The following is an 18,457-nucleotide window of genomic DNA, read 5'->3' as shown; positions in this document are numbered from 1 at the left end:
GGTTTCCTTTGGCTTTTATTCATTTTAAAACCAGAAAATATGTCAAAACAAAAGACTCTTTCGGAAGTCATCACGCTATGGAAAACTGACAAAAGACAGTACATCAAAAAATCCAGTTTTTCCGCTTATGTCCTATTGATCGAAAACCATATCCTGCCTGCATTTGAGGACAAGACTGGATTGAACGAATCGGATGTTCAATCCTTTGTATTCCAGAAGTTGGATCAAGGTCTTAGTCAGAAAACCGTAAAGGATATCCTGATCGTCTTGAAGATGATACTCAAATTCGGAACTAAAAACCAATGGCTGGAGAATACCCCGTTGGACATCCGGTTTCCTACGGAGCGGGAGAAACAGCACTTGGAAGTATTGAGCAAAACCCAGCAGAAAAAGATCATGAACTACGTGCAGGAACACTTTACTTTCCGAAATCTGGGAATCTATATCTGCCTGAGTACCGGTCTTCGGATCGGCGAGCTTTGCGCCCTCACCTGGGAGGATATAGACACGGATCATGGAGTCATTCAGGTAGGTAAGACCATCCAGCGGATTTATATCATAGAAAACGATATCCGAAAAACAGAGCTGATACTGGATTCGCCCAAAACCAAGAATTCTATCCGGGAAATCCCCATGAGTCGCGATTTGCTGCGCCTGCTGAAACCTATCAAGAAAATTGTAAATCCTGTCTTTTTTGTGCTGACCAATGATCAAAAGCCCACGGAGCCCAGAACCTATAGAAGTTACTACCAGAAATTTATGAAGGAACTGGATATGCCGGAACTTAAGTTTCATGGACTCCGGCACAGCTTTGCCACACGCTGTATAGAAAGCAAATGCGATTATAAAACGGTAAGTGTCCTGCTAGGCCACTCAAATATTAGCACGACCTTGAACCTGTATGTACACCCTAATATGGAACAAAAGAAAAAGGCGATTGAGCAAATGAGCAGGGCATTGAGGTAGATTTTACTATTCCAATTTCTTATCTTCATATCGACAGTACACGCCACGCTACCCGTAAGATCAGCGTCCCAGGGCGTGTCTTTTGCTTTTTATGTACCTGTGTCAATCGGAACTATTTATTTAACTTTAGGGAATACTTGTTTGATATGAACAAAGGGTTCTACATATTCTGCGATGAGTCGATAAGTTCCGGTCGCTATTATTCCAATTTTTACGGAGGATGCCTGATCCCTATTGCCGATTATGAACGCGTCAATAATCTACTTATCAGCAAAAAGCAGGACATTGGTATGGAAGACTCGGAACTGAAATGGAGCAATATCAACGGCTACCGGGTAGAAACCTACTGTGAAATGATGAACCTCTTTTTTGAGATCATTAAGGAAGGGATTGTCAAGTTTAGGGTAATGTTTACAGATAATCGCTTCATTCCCCGAGAACTTAGTAATGAACATCGCAAAAAGGAATATCATCTCCTTTATTACCAATTTATCAAGCACGCATTTGGCTTCAGTAACTTAGAATCGGATTACGATATACCACTTGAACTATATTTTGATGAGTTGCCGGATCAATATGAAAAAAACCTTCATTTCAAAGAATATATCCATAGCTTGCAGTATCTGCCTGAATTGGCTTTGGCAAGATTGAAGGTCCGTAAAGACGCAATATATGAGGTGGATTCTAAAAAACACATCCTTCTACAATGTACTGACGTGGTTCTTGGGTCAATGGGTTTCAGACTAAACGATCACCATAAGGATAAACCTGATGGAGAAACAAGAAGGGGAAAAAGAACAGTAGCGAAAGAATACGTTTACAAGTTTATCAATAAAAAAATAAGGGAAATCCGGCCAAACTTTAATATTGGTGTCTCTACGAGTATGGACGGTGATCCACTTAATCGGTTCCTTCACCCATACAGACATTGGTTATTTGTGCCGAATAACCATGATTACATACCCAACAGTAAAAACAAAAAACGCCCCAACTCATCCTAATTGCACTCCTACGTACGACGTAGGCCTTCGGATCAATCAAAGCGCTTCGACAGGTAAAACAACAAAAACCAAAACATAATTCAAATAGAGATAGCTCATTTTTTTTATGACCACCCAACCTGAACAAATACTAGAAGATAAATTGGTGACTCAACTGGAGAAGCTGGCCCATAAAAAGGTGATAATCCGTGACGAGAAGGATCTACTGACAAACCTGAGAGTCCAACTGGAAAAGCACAACAAAACTGTCCTATCCGATAGTGATTTCAAGCAAATACTCAATTACATCAATAAAGGAAATGTATTTGAACGGGCAAAAATCCTCCGCGACCGAGTGCCTTACATCAATGACCAGGGTGAGACCAAGACCATAGAACTCGTCAATCAAATCCATTGGTGTCAAAATGAGTTTCAAGTGACCCGGCAGATCAGTATTGACGGCAGCTATAAAAACCGCTATGACGTAACCCTGTTGATCAATGGCTTACCTCTGGTACAAATAGAACTTAAGCGAAGAGGTTTGGAGCTTAAGGAAGCGTTTAACCAGACCAATCGCTACGAACGTCATTCCTATTGGGCGGGACACGGATTGTTTCAGTTTGTACAGCTCTTTGTTATCAGTAATGGAGTAAACACCAAGTACTACGCCAACTGTCCTCTGAAAGGCCGATCCTTCAAGCAAACGTTTTTCTGGGCAGATCAGAAAAACCAGTTGATTACACAGCTATCGGATTTTTCTGAAGTCTTTTTGGAGCCCTGCCATATCTCCAAGATGATCACCAAGTACACCGTACTCAATGAATCCCAGAAAATGCTGATGGTATTGAGACCTTATCAGTTTTATGCGGTGGAGGCGATCGTGGAACGGGTGAAAACCACTCCCAAGTATGGATATATCTGGCATACTACAGGATCTGGCAAAACCCTTACTTCCTTTAAGACTGCTCAGATACTCACCAACCTACCGCAAGTCTATAAAGTAGTATTTGTTGTAGACCGGAAAGATTTGGATTACCAAACCACCAAGGAGTTTAACGCTTTTAGCAAGGGAAGCATTGATGGAACAAACAACACCAATACCCTGGTCAATCAACTTTCGGGTGACAATAAGCTGATCGTTACCACCATTCAGAAGCTCAATACCGCTATCACCAAAAAGAGGTATTTGGATAAAATGGAGGTTTTGAGAGACAAGCGTATCGTTTTTATCTTTGATGAATGTCACCGCAGTCAGTTTGGAAAGACTCATGAAGATATCAAGAGCTTTTTTGAGAACTGCCAGATGTTTGGGTTTACAGGTACACCTATTTTTGAAAACAATGCCGGAACCAATGAGTACGGAAAGCGAACCACTAAAATGCTGTTTGGCGACTGTCTGCACCGATATGTGATCACAGATGCTATCCGGGACGGCAATGTGCTGAAGTTTTCGGTGGAGTATATCCGGACGTTCAAAAAAAGGGACAACGTCTTGGACATCGAGGTAGAAGCCATAGATGAAGCCGAGGTCATGAATGCACCTCAACGGCTCAATAATGTCAGCGATTACATCATCGCCCACCACAGCAGAAAAACCCATAATAGAGAATTCACAGCCATCTTTTGTGTATCCAGTGTTCCTGTACTGATTGAATACTACAAACTCTTTTTACAGAAAAAAGAAGAAGGACAGCATAATTTGAAATTGGCTACTATTTTTTCCTATCAGGCAAATGAAGAAGATAAAGACGCAGTGGGCTTTATCGAAGAAGAGGAACTCCTGATGGCGGCCGAACCTACCGTGAAGTATGGGACTGGAGCGCAAGATCTTTCCTTCCAACATTCGAGGGATGAGCTGGAAGATTTCATCAAGGAATACAATACCCAATTTGGCACCAATTTTACCAGTAGGGACAGCCAGTCTTATTACAACTATTACAATGACATTGCCAAAAGAGTAAAGAATAAACAGGTGGACTTATTACTGGTCGTCAATATGTTTCTGACCGGATTTGACAGCAAGCATTTGAACACCCTTTATGTGGATAAAAACCTCAAATATCATGGTTTGATTCAAGCTTACTCCAGAACCAACCGGATATTGAATGAATTGAAATCCCAAGGCAATATCGTCTGTTTTAGGAATCTGAAAGAAGCCACAGACGAGGCTATCACACTGTTTTCCAATCTCAATGCCAGAGATGAAATCATCATAGAGCCCTATGAGGACTATGTGGCCAAGTTTAACAATGCGTATCTCGAATTGCTTAAAATCGCCCCTACGGTCGATAGTGTCAATGACTTCCCCAGTGAAGAGGAAGAATTGGCTTTTATCAAAGCTTTCCGGGAATTGATGCGAACAAAAAATGTTTTAACCACTTTCACCGAGTTTACTTTTGATGATTTGGACATGACGGGGCAGTTATTTGAAGACTATAAGAGCAAGTATCTAGACTTGTACGATAAGACCAAAAATCATGATCAAGTAGAAAAAGTATCTATTCTGGATGATGTTGACTTTGAATTGGAACTGATTCACAGGGATGAAATCAATGTGACCTATATTCTGAAACTATTGGCCAAGCTTAAAGACGCTGCACCGGAGGATCAGGAAAAGCAGAAAAAAGCCTTGATAGAGTTGATTTCCGGAGATGCCCAGTTGAGAAGCAAGCGAGAGTTGATAGAGAAATTTATTCGGGAAAATTTACCGCAGATCGCAGACTCAGACGATATACCGGAAGCTTTTGACGACTATTGGGACGAAGAAAGAAAAGCGGCGCTGAAAAAACTAAGCAATGAAGAAAACCTGGATGAAGAAAAGCTTCAGGAAGTGATCAGCCAATATCTGTTTACAGAGAAAAAGCCCATGAGGGATCAAGTGATTGACCTATTAAACAAAAGACCGGCACTTAAAGAACGTGCCAATATTGCCGAAAGGGTGACGGACAGGATACTGAGATTCGTAGAGACGTTTGTGAGTGGAGTAACGGGGTAACCCTCTCAAATTACTTAGATTACTTTAATACTACTGGTTTAATGGAAAAAAGAAACTTACCTGCACTAGACTTTGGAATAAGCTCAATTGGATTGGGTTGTATGTCGCTGAAAGGCAATTTGAAAGAAGATCAAGAGATTATAGATGCAGCAATTTCGGGAGGAATCAGTTTTTTGGATACGGCTGATCTGTACCAAAAAGGATTGAATGAAGAAATTGTGAGAGCTGCTATCCGTGATAAAAGGAAAGATGTGATCCTAGCGACCAAAGTAGGGAATCAGCTTAGGGAAGACGGCAGCGGATGGGATTGGAATCCTAGGAAATCTTATATTCTAAAAGCTGTGGAAGAAAGTCTGAACAGACTGCAAACTGATTATATAGATATTTACCAGTTACACGGCGGCACCCTGGAAGATCCTTGGGAAGAAACACTCGAAGCATTTGAAATCCTCAAAAGTCAAGGGAAAATCCGGGCTTTTGGTATTTCTTCCATTCGCCCCAATGTGATCCGAAAGGTGCTGGAAATAAGCACTCCTGCCACAATCATGATGCAGTACAGCCCTTTGGATAGAAGACCGGAGGAAACGGTTTTTCCTATGATCGCTGAATCAGATACCAGAGTTTTGGTTCGGGGAGCTTTCGCAAAAGGGCTTTTGATCAATAAGTCAGAAGAACCTTTTTTGGATTATTCAGCAGCTGAGGTAAAAGAAATCCGTGAGTTGATTGCAGATTCCGGGCTGCTTCCCGAGGCTTTTTTGATCCGCTTTGGATTGATGCAGCGGGCAGTCGGCTCTCTGGTGATCGGGGCAAGTTCGGTGGCGCAAGTTGAAAAATTAATTACTGCTTATCGGCAGCAGGAAATGATTTCTGATGAGTTGTTAAGAGGAGTTTCCATGAAAATACCGCTAAACCGATATACGCAGCACAGATAAAATTCCAATTGCCTAAACTCCGCAAATAGGCTATTTTGGGAGAGTATATTTTACTTTGCCTTTAAAAATACCCAAATATGAAATTTAGACTGTTACTTTTTGTTCTGCCGGTTTTAATCTGGTCATGCGAACCCAAGGAACTTACTGAGCCCGAACGCTGGGAGGATACCGCAAGTCGGGTGGAAATTATCCGCGATGATTTTGGAGTCCCTCATATATATGGTAAAAGCGATGCGGATGCAGTTTTTGGATTGCTGTATGCCCAGTGTGAGGATGATTTTAGAAGAGTGGAGCGTAATTACATCTGGGCTACGGGAAGACTGGCCGAGTTGGATGGGCATGAGGCTATTTACAGTGATCTTAGAGCTAATCTTTACATGACTGAAGGTGAGGCAAAAGCTGCTTATGAGTCAGCTCCTGATTGGCTAAAGGAACTTTGTATTGCTTTTGCCGACGGGGTAAACTACTATCTGGCGACGCATCCTGAAGTAAAACCTCAGGTGATAACACATTATGAGCCTTGGATGCCGATGTTTTTCAGTGAGGGTTCGATTGGAGGTGATATAGAACAGATACCCACCCAAAAGATTCAGGCTTTCTATGCAGAAAAGGAATCTGATGTAATGGCGTTTTATGAAGATGAGTTTACTCCTCCGTCTCTTTTGGATGAGCCGAAAGGGTCAAATGGAATTGCGTTAAACGGTAGGATGACTGCCTCAGGCAATGCCATGTTGCTTATTAATCCACATACGTCATTCTATTTCAGACCTGAAGTCCATGTGGTGAGCGAAGAAGGCCTGAATGCTTACGGTGCAGTGACCTGGGGGCAGTTTTTTGTCTATCAGGGATTTAATGAAAAAACCGGATGGATGCATACTTCTACCCAGGTGGATTTTATAGATGAGTTTGTAGAAGAAGTAGCTGAGAAAGATGGGAAATATGAATATCAATACGGCGACGAAAGCCGGGCAGTAGAAGAGTTTCAGGTTTTATTGAAATACAAGTTGGGAAACGAACTCAAGGAAAAACCATTTACTTTCTACAGAACCCATCATGGTCCGATCACACATAAAATCGGAGATAAGTGGGTGGCAACAAAAATCAATTGGGATCCGGTAAATGCCCTTATCCAGAGTTTTACACGAACAAAACTGAGCAATCATGCTGAGTTTAAGAAAATGATGGCTATCCGTACAAACTCTTCCAACAATACGGTTTTTGCTGATGCGGAAGGGAACATCGCTTACTTCCACGGTAATTTTATTCCAAAGAGAAACGAAGGATTTGACTTCTCCAATCCGGTAGATGGTTCAGATCCCAAATCCGATTGGCAGGGACTGCATACCGTGGACGAAAGTATACTGATATTAAATCCCGGTACAGGTTGGATTCAGAACTGTAATTCTACGCCATTTACTGCTGCTGGTGAGTTTAGCCCGAAGCGGGAAAATTATCCGTTTTACATGGCTCCTGATCAGGAGAATTATCGGGGGATTCATGCGGTGAAGGTGCTAAATGAGGCGTCTGGACTGACATTGGATAGCTTGATAAAACTGGCTTATGATCCATATTTACCGGCTTTTGAGAAACTGATTCCTATGCTGCTGAAAGCCTATGAGAAGCGGGGTGTAGCTGATCCTCAATTTGCCGAGCCCATTAGAGTCTTAGAATCGTGGAATTATCGGACTTCCAAAGAATCAGTGGCTATGTCGCTGGCACATTTTTTTGGGATGAATTTTATGCGGAATCATGGCAACATTAACAGTTTCCTTGCTTTTGATGTGGATGAAAATAGCAAAACACCAAATCCTTTGCCAACGGAACTGCTGGCAACTTTCAGTCAAACGCTGGATGAAATGAATGCAGATTTTGGTACCTGGAATACACCATGGTCTGAGATCAATAGATTTCAGCGCCTGACAGGAGAAATTCATATGCCATTCGATGATTCAAAGGAATACACGCCGGTGGGAATGGCCTCAGGAACTTGGGGGGCTTTGGCGGCTTTTGGAGCTAAAACCTACCCCGGAACCAAGCGATTGTATGGCTACCGGGGAAATAGTTTTGTGGCAGTGGTGGAATTTGGGGAGAAGCTAAAAGCAAAATCAATACTTGCAGGTGGGCAAAGCGCAGATCCGGATTCTCCGCATTTCTATGATCAAGTTCAGGATTATGTCGATGGGAAGTTTAAGGATGTCGCGTTCTATCGGGAAGATGTGGAGGCTAAGGCAGAAGAGCGCTATGTGCCTGGGAAGAGGGAGTGATTTTAGTAGGCAGTCATCAGTCTCAGTTTTCAGTTGACAGACCTTTGTCAGGTTGAGCAGCCAGTCTGCCGAAGGCATGAAAGTCGAAACCTTGTTGAAAAAAAACTCGGTTTGTGACTAACAAACCGAAATCGGCAAGTGCTTTTTATTGTCTATAATGACATGAAGGGAATTGTACATGAAGACTGGCGGCTCAACCAAATAAATGATAGCGCTATTAGCCAGTGTTATGTTAAGTGTAAAAAGTACAGGACAAACCAGCCGGGTTTTGGTTAGCGTTATTAGAAATAAGTAAATTAGATAAAAAGTAAATTGTAGATTTAAAATGACCTACACATCCATTCCATTAGCCCATTACGCTCATTATTTGACAGGATAGATGATTTTTTTGCTAAACTTTCACTTGAATAAAACCCCATCCAACTTATGAGAAAAATACTCTTTTTAGTGCTCCTTAGCACATCAGCTGCTTTTGCGCAGCAAGAAAACACCAAGTCCCTGCGAACTTCCGTAGAAACGGATACCCGTGTGATTCGTCAGGATGTACCGATGACGAATTCTATCCGCAAAGCGTTTGAAGAGGGGGCTAGAAACTTCTCAGGTAAGCCGGGCGAAAATTATTGGCAGCTGGAAACTGACTTTACCATCAACGCAAGCTTGGATCCAAGCACCCAGACGATCACAGGATCAGAGAAAATCCTTGTACATAACAATAGTAAGGATGATCTGGATGCTATTGTCCTTCGACTAGATCATAATATTTTCAGAGGAGATGTGCCTCGCGGTACTTCAGTGCCTGCAGAAAATACGGAAGGAATGGTCGTGACCGCCATCAAAGTAGCCGGAGAATCGGTAGATCTGAAGGCTGCACCGTCTGGCCAAAATGATCCGCCTGCATTACGGGTAAGAGGTTTGCAAAGTACCGTTGCGACCATCTCACTTGTCAATCCGATCAAAGCGGGTACTACTGCGGAAGTGGAGATCGACTGGCATACCAAATTACCGGGTGGAGACAATGGCAGGGGACATAGAATGACACAGCGTTTTGACAGCACTTTGTTTCAGCCTACACAGTGGTTCCCAAGATTGGCGAAGTATGATGATCTGCGTGGATGGGAGACGAGCCTTTACTTAGGCCCGGCGGAATTCTTCAATAACTTTGGACGCTTCGATGTTTCCCTTACTGTGCCTGCTGGCTGGATAGTAACCGGTACGGGTGTATTGCAAAACCCAGCTGAGGTTTTGACTCCAACAGTCATCCAAAGACTTTCTACCGTGCTTGACTCTGATGCGGAAGTGACGCTGGTGGGCGAGGATGAAAAAGGCCCGGGTAAAGCGACTAAGGCAGGAGATAAGCTTACTTGGCGTTTTGTGGCGGATAAAGTAAACGATTTTGCATGGGCTACTTCTGATAGATTTATCTGGAAAGCAAGCAGGGCCACTATTCCGGGCAAAGGACCTGTGCCGATTTACATGGTTTTTATTCCTGAGCGGGCCAAGTATTTCGAGAAAGCGGTGGAAAATACCAGACACGCGTTGGAATTTTACTCTAAACTCTGGGCTCCCTATCCTTTTCCCCAGCTCACCCTTCAGGACGGCCCAAGTGCCGGTATGGAATACCCTATGGTAATCAATTCCAACCAAGGTGCGGCAGATCATGAAACTGCCCACCAGTGGTGGCCCATGATGGTAGGAACCAATGAAACGCGTTATGGCTGGATGGATGAAGGGTTTAACCAATACATGAATATTCTTTCTGCCGCAGATAGCAGGGGAGTAGCTTATGATCTGGACGGTCTTGGGCAAAGCTATGGGCGAATCAGTGGATTGGAAGATGAAGCCCCGATGATGTGGAGTGCCAACGATGCGGGCATGATGTATGGATTTCAGACGTATGCCAAAACACCCCTGATGCTTTCCATGCTAGGAGGAATAGTAGGGGATGAAGCAGTGATCAATGCCATGAAAAAATATACGGATGCTTGGGCTTTCAAACACCCCTCACCTTGGGATTACATGTTCTTTATGAATAATGAATTGGGGCAAAACTTGGAGTGGTTCTGGTATTACTGGTTGTTTACCACAGAATCTGTGGAGGGTTCTATTCAGAAGGTAAGTACATCAAATGACAAAACAACAGTCACAGTACATCAGGCTGGACAAATGCCTTCTCCGGTTGTGTTACAAGTGGAGTTTGAAACAGAGGGTGCTGAGATCGGAAACATGCCGAATGCCAAAATGCTAAATGCTACTACGGTGGAGGTGACCTGGCCGGTGACGGTTTGGTTTGACGGGAGCCGTACGTTTGATGCGGTTTTGGATTTCGGGGATAGAAAAATCACCAAGATTACCTTGGATCCACATCGACGTTTTCCTGACAAGGATGCGGCTGACAATGTATGGCCAAGATAAATTGATCATGAAATGGGGCTTGAAAGGGCCTCATTTTTTTAACCACTGAAACCGCGGAGATTTCAGGAGAGAACGTAGGTTAGTTTATTCTGCGCTTGTGTGCTTTCTGTTATCCTGCTTCTCAAGAAGGGGGATCTGATTTACTAAATCATAGAGAAGGTCTAATTGACGAAATGTTTTCCTTTAGGAAAGGAGGTAAGAGAAAGGCCGGAAGTCCATCTGAACCCCCAGCCATTTTCTTTTACCCTTTGATTTCCTTAGAAAGGAAGATCAGCTTCTTCCTTCATTTTAGCGGTTTTTTCGCCCAAGAATAGGAAGTCATTTACCACGATCTCAGTAACGTATCGCTTTACGCCATCCTTATCGCTGTAGTCCCGGTTGGAAATTTTTCCTTCTACGGCGATTTCAGATCCCTTGTCGGTATACTTTTCGAGTAGCTCTGCATTCTTGCCCCAGATGACCAGTCTGTGCCAGGTAGTTTCAGTGACTTTTTCACCTTTCTGATTTTTATAGGATTCGTTAGTTGCGAGGCTCACGTGTCCTAAGACCTTACCGCTTTCCAGGGTTTTCAATTCTACTTTGGCTCCCAGATGACCGATTAGCTGTACTTTGTTTCTTAGCGCATTCATGATGTTTGTTGTTTTGGTTAGTAAATTTGTTTGTCATTTTCGCAAGAGGAAGAACTTATGATCCAAAGTTGCAGGATCGGTCTGTGCCAAGTCGGTAGTTAGTCGTTTGTATTCGACAGTAAGCGTTTGTTGTCGGATAAGGAGTGGTATTTATAGTATTAATTCTATATAAGTAGTTTTTTTTGCTGCTTTTAGAGAAAAGTTACTAAAATGAGAGTGAAGGACTATATCAAGCATCTACTATCGATAGAGAATTATTCATTCTCACTGGAAGAAGTCATTGGTAACACAAATTCTGTACGGGCTTCACTGAAGTTTGAACTTGCCCGACAAGTTGAAAAGAAAGAAATAGTAAGCCTTAGAAAAGGATTTCATCTGATAATACCTCCAAGGTATTCAAAACAAGGGCATTTACCTATCCAGCTTTACATTGATAAACTGTTTAAAAGTTTGAATCGTAACTATTATCTGGCTTTTTACTCTGCAGCCAAATTTCACGGAGCTAGCCATCAGCAGAGTCAAAGGGAATACGTTATAACAGAGCGTCCCAAACTAAACGATATTAAGAAAGTTAAGCTTGATATCAAATTCATGACCTCTTCAAAATGGCCTACTAAGAATATTGTAGAAAGAAAGTCAGATGCTGGAATTTTTAAAATATCCAGCCCTGCACTGACGGCAGTAGATTTAATACATCACCAAACTAAATTAGGAGGGCTTAACAGAATGCTGTCCATATTGGAAGAATTGTCTGAAGAGATAACCGATAATGACCTTAAAGATCTATTGTCTTGGTACCCACATAGAAGTACGTTACAGAGGTTTGGATTTATTATGGAAGAATTGCAATTGGGGATAGAATTAGACCCTCTATTTGACTATTTAATTTCAGGTAATTTTTTTCCTGTACTACTTTCTCCAAAAGGGAAACAAAAGCCGGGATCAGTCGACAATAGATGGAAAGTAGATGTGAATATTAAACTGGAAAGTGATTTGTGATTCCAAAACCATACATAGCACAATGGCAGGAATCTGCACCATGGAAACAGTTCTATCAAGTAGAGCAGGATTTAGTAATTAGCCGGGCTTTAGTAAGACAGAACAGCGCAAAATAGAGGCCATGGCATCAAAGCATTATACCGGTTTACTTCTGAGTATGAAGAAATTCGGATGCGATTAAAACTTGAGATCAATTGTCGGGAACATTTCAATGTATTGGATTGGATAGACTTCCCTTATACTATGCAAAGTGAATGGTTTGAAGGGAACTGTAAAATACGCACTTACAGCATAAATGAGTTGCTAGGGACGAAACTTCGGGCCTTGTACCAAAGAAGTAAAGGGCGAGACTTGTTTGATTTGGATTATGGCAGACGCAATAGAGACATTAACATTGATGAAATTCTTGAGTGTTTTCGGCAGTACATTGCATTTGCGACGGAGAAAAAAAAGCCGAGTCAAAAGGAGTTTTTACAAAACATAGAAGCAAAAGAAAATGATCCGAACTTTATAGGAGATATGGAAGCTTTATTACGGTCGGAAATAGAATATAATCAACAAGAAGCCTTTGAATGGCTGAAAGATGAGGTAATAACAAGAATTTAGATAATAACTAAAAGATAATTTCAAATCGGTTTTGACAAAGCTTGGTTTTGTAGATTCTGATGATACTTCCATGAAGGAATTCAGGGAGATTGAAGTATGTTTCAAAAGTTTAGAATATAGAAAAAGCCGGAGCTTTGTGAATTCCAGCCTTTTCTTAAGGAAGTCAGTTGTATTAAAAAGGCATGTCAGCTTCTTCACTTACTTTTGCGGTCTTCTCACCCAAGAATAGGAAATCATTTACCACCACCTCGGTGATGTAGCGTCTGACCCCATCCTTATCGCTGTAGTCCCGGTTGGAGATTTTTCCTTCTACGGCGATTTCAGATCCCTTGTCGGTATACTTTTCGAGTAGCTCTGCATTCTTGCCCCAGATCACTAGTCTGTGCCAGGTAGTTTCTTTGATACGCTCACCTTTTTGATTTCTGTAAGATTCATTAGTCGCGATGCTTGCGTGTCCTAAGACTTTACCACTTTCCAGAGTTTTCAATGCTACTTTCGCTCCCAGGTGACCGATTAGCTGTACTTTGTTTCTTAGCGCATTCATGATGTTTGTTGTTTTGGTTTGAAAATTTGTTTGTCGTTTTCGCCGGAGGAAAAACTTATGATCCAAAGTTGCAGGGCCGGTCTGCACTTAGTCGGTAGCTAGTCGTTTGTATTCGATAGTAAACGTTTGTTGTCGGATAATGTGGGTTTATTTGCTTCTTGGAGTGATAGGAGGTTCAGGAAAGTTTGATAGTTTAGAAGGATCAGTGAGTTTTGGATATTAATTTGGTGTCTTTCCGCACTGAAAAATGCCCTTCGATTAAAAAGGGCATTAAGAACACATCAGTTATTTGCCGGGAAAATATGGATTGGATAATGTAAATTATACCCATCGTTTGCCTTTGTGACATTTATCCCTAAGTCATTTACACCAACGTCAGCAATAATCATGTTTTTAAAGTTTCTGAATCGCTTGGAAACGAAGCTTCAAGTTGTTCTTTGAGTCTAATTCCCATAGAATAAAAATCTAAATTCAAATAGGTGATGCGTAAGTTCCGGAACGCTTTCAAGGTTATTTCACAAAGAACTTCCTATGGGGTTTGGGGTTTGGAAAATGCGCTTGAAATTAATGGAAGCGGTTAAACAATTAGGGGAAAAGAAAAGTGTTAAAGAAATTTCATTTGAATTAGGACACGAAAATGTCAGTTCATTTATAGCTACGTTTAAAAAAATATTTTGGAAAAACACCGACAAATCACCTAGTGAAATAAGTGCGAACAAATCACCTAGTGAAATAAGTGCGAAAACACAACAATTAGGGTTTAAGAATTCAGGCAAACTGCCAACTTGAAAATTTCCTTGAATGAGTACTCTAAACCAGCTGACAAAATGCAGATAAAACGAATCGTTAGTAATGTCATTACAGAAAGCGCAGCATCGGTTTTATGTTAGGGATCCTTTCCGTAAATTGGTAAACATACTTTCGCATATCGATACGTCAAACCCGATTTATTTAACCTTTCTATTGATAAAAACGTGATATCAGCGATAATGAAATTTCGGATATGAGCTTTCTAAAGTCAACGACAACAAAATGGCAACAGATCAATACCCCAAGGTTTATTTATACAGAAGGATAGTTCAGGCAAAGCTTTTTATTGACAAAAACTTCGCAGATAAAATAGACTTGGACAACATTTCTGATGAGGCTTATTTTTCCAAATTCCATTTTATACGTCTCTTTAAGTCCACTTACGGCAAAACTCCCCATCAATATTTGAAATATGTAAGGATTGAAAAGGCAAAAGAGCTTTTGAAAGCCGGGGTGCCTGTTACAGAAGTGTGCTATTCCGTGGGGTTTGACAGTCTTTCCTCATTTAGTGGCCTTTTTTCCAAGACAGTGGGTGCATCACCATCCGTATTTTCTGCTGAGCATATAAGAACCAAAGAAAAAATCAAGAAAGAACCGCTTGCCTTTGTGCCGGGCTGCTATGCTTACCGGCATGGCTGGCTTGAGAATAGCAATTTTGAAGAAGTTGATAGCTAAACGATTGCAGATATTTGTCTTGAGTTCAACGTTTTAAAATATAAGCTATCATGATTACAAAAATGACCATCACGAATATTCACGTGATTGACCAAGACAGTGCCTACGACTTCTATGTGAATAAATTGGGTTTCAAAGTAGTAGATGATATCCCTATGGGGCCAGACACAAGATGGCTGACAGTGTCTCCGCCGGAACAACCGGATTTGCAACTAGTGCTCTTCCCTGTGAAGGTAAGTAAAATGTTCCCCAAAGAAACTGCTGAAACCTTGATTGACCTTATCAAAAAGGGAGTGTTCGGCTGTGGTGTGCTTACCTGTACCGACATCTTTGCCACTTATGAAGAACTGAAAACCAAAGGGGTGGAGTTTATAAAACCTCCAAAAAAGGAATTCTATGGAACTGAAGCTCTCTTCAAGGATGATTCGGGAAACTATTTTTCTTTGCAGCCCATAGCCAATTTCGACAATGAAGACGGTGTTTGAAAAAGTAACACGGGATGAATTGATACAGAGGATTCATTTGCTCAAAAATGACAATACCGCACACTGGGGAAAAATGAATGTTTACCAAATGACGAAGCACAACACGTATTGGAACTGTTGGATTTTGGGTGAGGGTGATTTTGTGTATAAACAGGAGTTTTTAGGAAAGATTTTTGGAAAAATAGCATTGAAAAGAATGATAAAGGACGAAAAACCATTGGATAAAAACATCCCTACTTCCGAGCAGTTCAAAGTAAAAGTATTGAGTGGTGACTTGGAAGCCGAAAAGTCTAAATGGATTTCTTTGCTAGGTGAATATGAAAACTATAACAACCCTAAATTTGTCCACGATTTTTTAGGTAAAATGACCAAAGAACAAATAGGCGTATTAGTGCACAAACATACCGACCATCATTTAAGACAATTTGGAGTGTGAATACGGAAACTGAAACAATTAAGAAATAGCGGTTTAAGATTCATCTAAACCGCTATTTTGTGATCCACAAGGATCTGAATAGATATATTATCATCATAATAACAGTGTTTTTTGGGGACTACTATATCGCCAGCTTGCAAAATAGTGTTAGTTTTGGACTGTGATTAGCCAATTGAGGAATAACAGATTTACCAAGATCCTATGGGGTTTGATGGGACTTTATCTGCTTAATATAAGTGCTGATACGGCAGACCCGCACCCTACTCATATTCCGGAAGATTTATCAATCAATGACCAGGAAAGTATCATCGAGGTTGTCGTTGAGACAATTTTGGGCTTTGAGGATGCGTTCCAAGAGTATGATGATCCTGACACAGAGGGACATGACAAAAAGCCAACTGTTAGGATAGATTTAATCATCCAGCATACAGCTTATTCCTGCATTGCGCATTCACTTATTGCAGGGGGAAAAGAGTATTTTCCTGACTATAACGCTTATTTGACAAGCGGCTTTCTACAACTTGATACTCCTCCACCCAAGAGTTGATTTGTCTATATGACTTGATTATCCCCAATGCTTTAACCGGTGCCGGGACAATTTTGTAGTGTAAAAAGAACAAATCAAAAATGAACATCAAAAAAATAGGGGTGTTAGGCATTGTCTTGGCATCTTCGACCTGTGCAATTGCGCAAACAACCAATTCTGAAAAGGACAGCCTATATATCGAACAAGTGGAAAACCACAAACACCCTGACAAGGTCTTGCATGCTGAGCCGCTCTATATTGACCTGATAAGAGATCTCGGGGCTAGAAAAGGCGAAAAGGAGTGGAACTTAGGTTTTGGCATGACAGACAAACGGAAATTTGACTCATATGAGGCTCTTATAGAATATGAATGGGCTCCGATTAACCGCTTGGGTTTTGAAGTAGAGCTTCCTTTTACGATTTATTCAGGAATCAACGGAACGCCAAAGGATTCCATTCCTTCAAACAGCCTCAACAGTATAAAACTGGCTACCCAATGGTCTTTTTTCGTCAATGAAAAAATAGCTACTTCTATGGCGATAGGCTATATTAATGAGTTTGAGCTTTCCGATTTCAGAAACTTCGGCCAACCTTTGATTAAAGGCAATGTTTACAATCCATTTTTTGTGGTTGCTAAGCGTTGGGGTACTAATTTCCACTCATTGATTTATACAGGCCCAATGATAGAACAGAACTACAGTACAAAAAAAATCCATACCACTTATGACATTAATACAAGCTTTCACTACATGATTTCCGGGACAAGGAATTTTATTGGAGTTGAATTTAATAAGACTATTGACGGTAGCGACTTTGATATGACAATGCGGCCCCAGATGCGTGTAGAAGTAACGGACAGCTTGCTGATAGGAATTGTGGCAGGAATTCCGGTGAGCAGGAAAAATGAAGGGTTAAGTTCCTTTTTGAGGTTGATTTACGAACCTAAACATAAGGAAAAATAGCACTTCGGATATCCATATATTGTAATCTTAAAAGGGAAGGAATTGATAGCATTCAGTAGTTTTATTTCAGGGAAATAGCTGGGGACACTATGCATTCCTTCCCTTTTCTTGTCTTTGAAACAACGAACTCGTGACCATTAAAATAATAGTCGGATTATTCATTGCTTTGGTTCTTTATTTACTTTTTCGCCCCAGAGGAATAAAGAGCGGGTTTCCTGTGCCTGAAGTATTTCCGGAGGATTGGAGACTTTATTTACTAAAAGAAGTGAATTTCTATGCTTCTCTTACTAAAGAAGATAAAGCTGTTTTTGAAGCTGATATTCTACGATTTCTGAAGCGGGTGAGAATTACTGGAATTAAAACCAAGGTGGATGATGAAGATCGGCTTTTAGTCGCCAGTAGTGCAGTTATCCCTGTTTTTGCTTTTCCGGAGTGGGAGTACAGTAGTTTGCATGAGGTGCTGCTTTATCCTGATTTGTTTACGGAGAAGTATGATTTAAACGTGCAGGGTCGGAATATCTCAGGCATGGTGGGAAGTGGAGGAGTGATGCATCATGTGGTGATCTTTTCTAAGCCTGCTTTGCATCAGGGTTTTGATAATGCCGGCGACAAAATGAATGTGGGTATTCATGAGTTTGTGCATTTGTTTGACAAGCAAGATGGAGAGATCGATGGGATTCCCCATGCAATTATGAAAAATCAGACAGTATTGCCATGGCTGCATTTGATCAGTGAGAATACAAAGGAAATGCTTGACGGGAAAAGTGACATTAATATTTACGGCGCTACAAATAAGCAGGAGTTTCTGGCGGTTGTGAGCGAATATTTTTTTGAACGACCGCGGCTATTCAAAGGAAAGCACCCTGAATTATACGAAGTGCTTTCTTCAATATTCCAAACTGATCTGGCCAATAGTCAGGTAGGAGATAATAAGCTAAAGCGAACAATAGGGAGAAATGCCTCCTGTCCATGCGGTAGTGGGAAAAAGTTCAAAGACTGTTGTATGATGCATGATTAAACCCGGATTTTACATTAGGTTTCGTTAAGAGACCATTAATTGCACTAAAATCAGGCTGTTTGGAGACTGAGTCCTCCGCAGCGTATATGGTGAAGTCGAAAATTGCAACGCAGTGACTGATTTTGAAGCAATTTTTGGTCGCAATAACTTGTACGCCGTGACGTAGAAATGCTAATGCATAATTCGGGTTAAAACTCGTTGAGACCATGAAAAAGTAT

17 protein-coding genes are annotated in these 18,457 nt (G+C 41.2%); 15 read left to right on the top strand and 2 right to left on the bottom strand.

Going from position 1 to position 18,457, the window contains the following annotated elements; translation table 11 throughout:
* Positions 1-39: 39 nt before the first annotated feature.
* From ID165_RS12620 to ID165_RS12595, 6 genes are all read left to right on the top strand, one after another.
* Entirely contained in the window at positions 40-966 is a 927-nt protein-coding gene (locus ID165_RS12620) for a site-specific integrase (protein WP_192351114.1), read from the top strand.
* A gap of 146 nt (positions 967-1,112) precedes the next feature.
* Positions 1,113-1,967 (top strand): DUF3800 domain-containing protein, encoded by an 855-nt coding sequence (locus ID165_RS12615; RefSeq protein WP_192351112.1) that lies wholly within the window; start codon positions 1,113-1,115, stop codon positions 1,965-1,967.
* A 106-nt stretch (positions 1,968-2,073) separates the two neighbouring features.
* Entirely contained in the window at positions 2,074-4,941 is a 2,868-nt protein-coding gene (locus tag ID165_RS12610) for a type I restriction endonuclease subunit R (protein ID WP_192351110.1), read from the top strand.
* A 41-nt stretch (positions 4,942-4,982) separates the two neighbouring features.
* Positions 4,983-5,873: an aldo/keto reductase gene (locus ID165_RS12605; protein WP_192351108.1), complete on the top strand. Its 891-nt coding sequence runs from the start codon at positions 4,983-4,985 to the stop codon at positions 5,871-5,873.
* Between the two features lie 77 nt (positions 5,874-5,950).
* Positions 5,951-8,137: an acylase gene (locus tag ID165_RS12600; protein ID WP_192351106.1), complete on the top strand. Its 2,187-nt coding sequence runs from the start codon at positions 5,951-5,953 to the stop codon at positions 8,135-8,137.
* Positions 8,138-8,563: 426 nt separating this feature from the next.
* Positions 8,564-10,549 carry a M1 family metallopeptidase gene (locus tag ID165_RS12595; protein WP_192351104.1) on the top strand — a complete coding sequence of 662 codons (1,986 nt, stop codon included), beginning with the start codon at positions 8,564-8,566 and terminating at the stop codon, positions 10,547-10,549.
* Positions 10,550-10,806: 257 nt separating this feature from the next.
* Here the strand turns inward: ID165_RS12595 and ID165_RS12590 are convergent, their stop codons facing one another.
* Positions 10,807-11,178, bottom strand: coding sequence for a single-stranded DNA-binding protein (locus ID165_RS12590; protein ID WP_192351102.1), 372 nt, complete (start codon positions 11,176-11,178; stop codon positions 10,807-10,809).
* 210 nt (positions 11,179-11,388) lie between these two features.
* Here ID165_RS12590 and ID165_RS12585 point away from each other — a divergent pair, with 210 nt between their 5' ends.
* A complete protein-coding gene (locus ID165_RS12585) occupies positions 11,389-12,177 on the top strand; it encodes a type IV toxin-antitoxin system AbiEi family antitoxin (protein WP_192351100.1) in 789 nt (262 codons plus the stop codon).
* 126 nt (positions 12,178-12,303) lie between these two features.
* A complete protein-coding gene (locus ID165_RS12580) occupies positions 12,304-12,783 on the top strand; it encodes a nucleotidyl transferase AbiEii/AbiGii toxin family protein (protein ID WP_225587141.1) in 480 nt (159 codons plus the stop codon).
* 172 nt (positions 12,784-12,955) lie between these two features.
* Here ID165_RS12580 and ID165_RS12575 read toward each other — a convergent pair whose 3' ends face one another.
* A complete protein-coding gene (locus ID165_RS12575; RefSeq protein ID WP_192351098.1) occupies positions 12,956-13,327 on the bottom strand; it encodes a single-stranded DNA-binding protein in 372 nt (123 codons plus the stop codon).
* A 531-nt stretch (positions 13,328-13,858) separates the two neighbouring features.
* Between ID165_RS12575 and ID165_RS12570 the strand changes: the two genes are divergently transcribed.
* The 7 genes from ID165_RS12570 to ID165_RS12540 all read left to right on the top strand — a co-directional run bounded on the left by ID165_RS12570 (position 13,859) and on the right by ID165_RS12540 (position 18,239).
* Positions 13,859-14,116, top strand: coding sequence for an AraC family transcriptional regulator (locus ID165_RS12570; RefSeq protein ID WP_192351096.1), 258 nt, complete (start codon positions 13,859-13,861; stop codon positions 14,114-14,116).
* Between the two features lie 243 nt (positions 14,117-14,359).
* The gene (locus ID165_RS12565) at positions 14,360-14,812 is read left to right on the top strand and encodes an AraC family transcriptional regulator (protein WP_192351094.1); all 453 of its coding nucleotides are present in this window, start codon (positions 14,360-14,362) and stop codon (positions 14,810-14,812) included.
* A 50-nt stretch (positions 14,813-14,862) separates the two neighbouring features.
* Entirely contained in the window at positions 14,863-15,297 is a 435-nt protein-coding gene (locus ID165_RS12560; RefSeq protein WP_192351092.1) for a VOC family protein, read from the top strand.
* Complete coding sequence (locus ID165_RS12555) at positions 15,281-15,733, top strand: DUF1569 domain-containing protein (RefSeq protein ID WP_192351090.1); 453 nt, start codon at positions 15,281-15,283, stop codon at positions 15,731-15,733. Before ID165_RS12560 ends, ID165_RS12555 begins: the two co-directional genes overlap by 17 nt.
* A 172-nt stretch (positions 15,734-15,905) precedes the next feature.
* Positions 15,906-16,280 carry a hypothetical protein gene (locus ID165_RS12550; protein ID WP_225587116.1) on the top strand — a complete coding sequence of 125 codons (375 nt, stop codon included), beginning with the start codon at positions 15,906-15,908 and terminating at the stop codon, positions 16,278-16,280.
* 80 nt (positions 16,281-16,360) lie between these two features.
* Complete coding sequence (locus tag ID165_RS12545) at positions 16,361-17,221, top strand: HAEPLYID family protein (protein WP_192351088.1); 861 nt, start codon at positions 16,361-16,363, stop codon at positions 17,219-17,221.
* A gap of 130 nt (positions 17,222-17,351) precedes the next feature.
* Positions 17,352-18,239, top strand: a complete 888-nt coding sequence (locus ID165_RS12540) for a zinc-dependent peptidase (protein ID WP_192351086.1) — start codon at positions 17,352-17,354, stop codon at positions 18,237-18,239.
* The last annotated feature ends 218 nt before the right edge of the window (positions 18,240-18,457 follow it).

The sequence above is a fragment of the Algoriphagus sp. Y33 genome, assembly GCF_014838715.1.
Taxonomy (GTDB): domain Bacteria; phylum Bacteroidota; class Bacteroidia; order Cytophagales; family Cyclobacteriaceae; genus Algoriphagus.
Note: the sequence above shows the minus strand (reverse complement) of the source record. Positions and strands in the feature narration are given on the sequence as shown.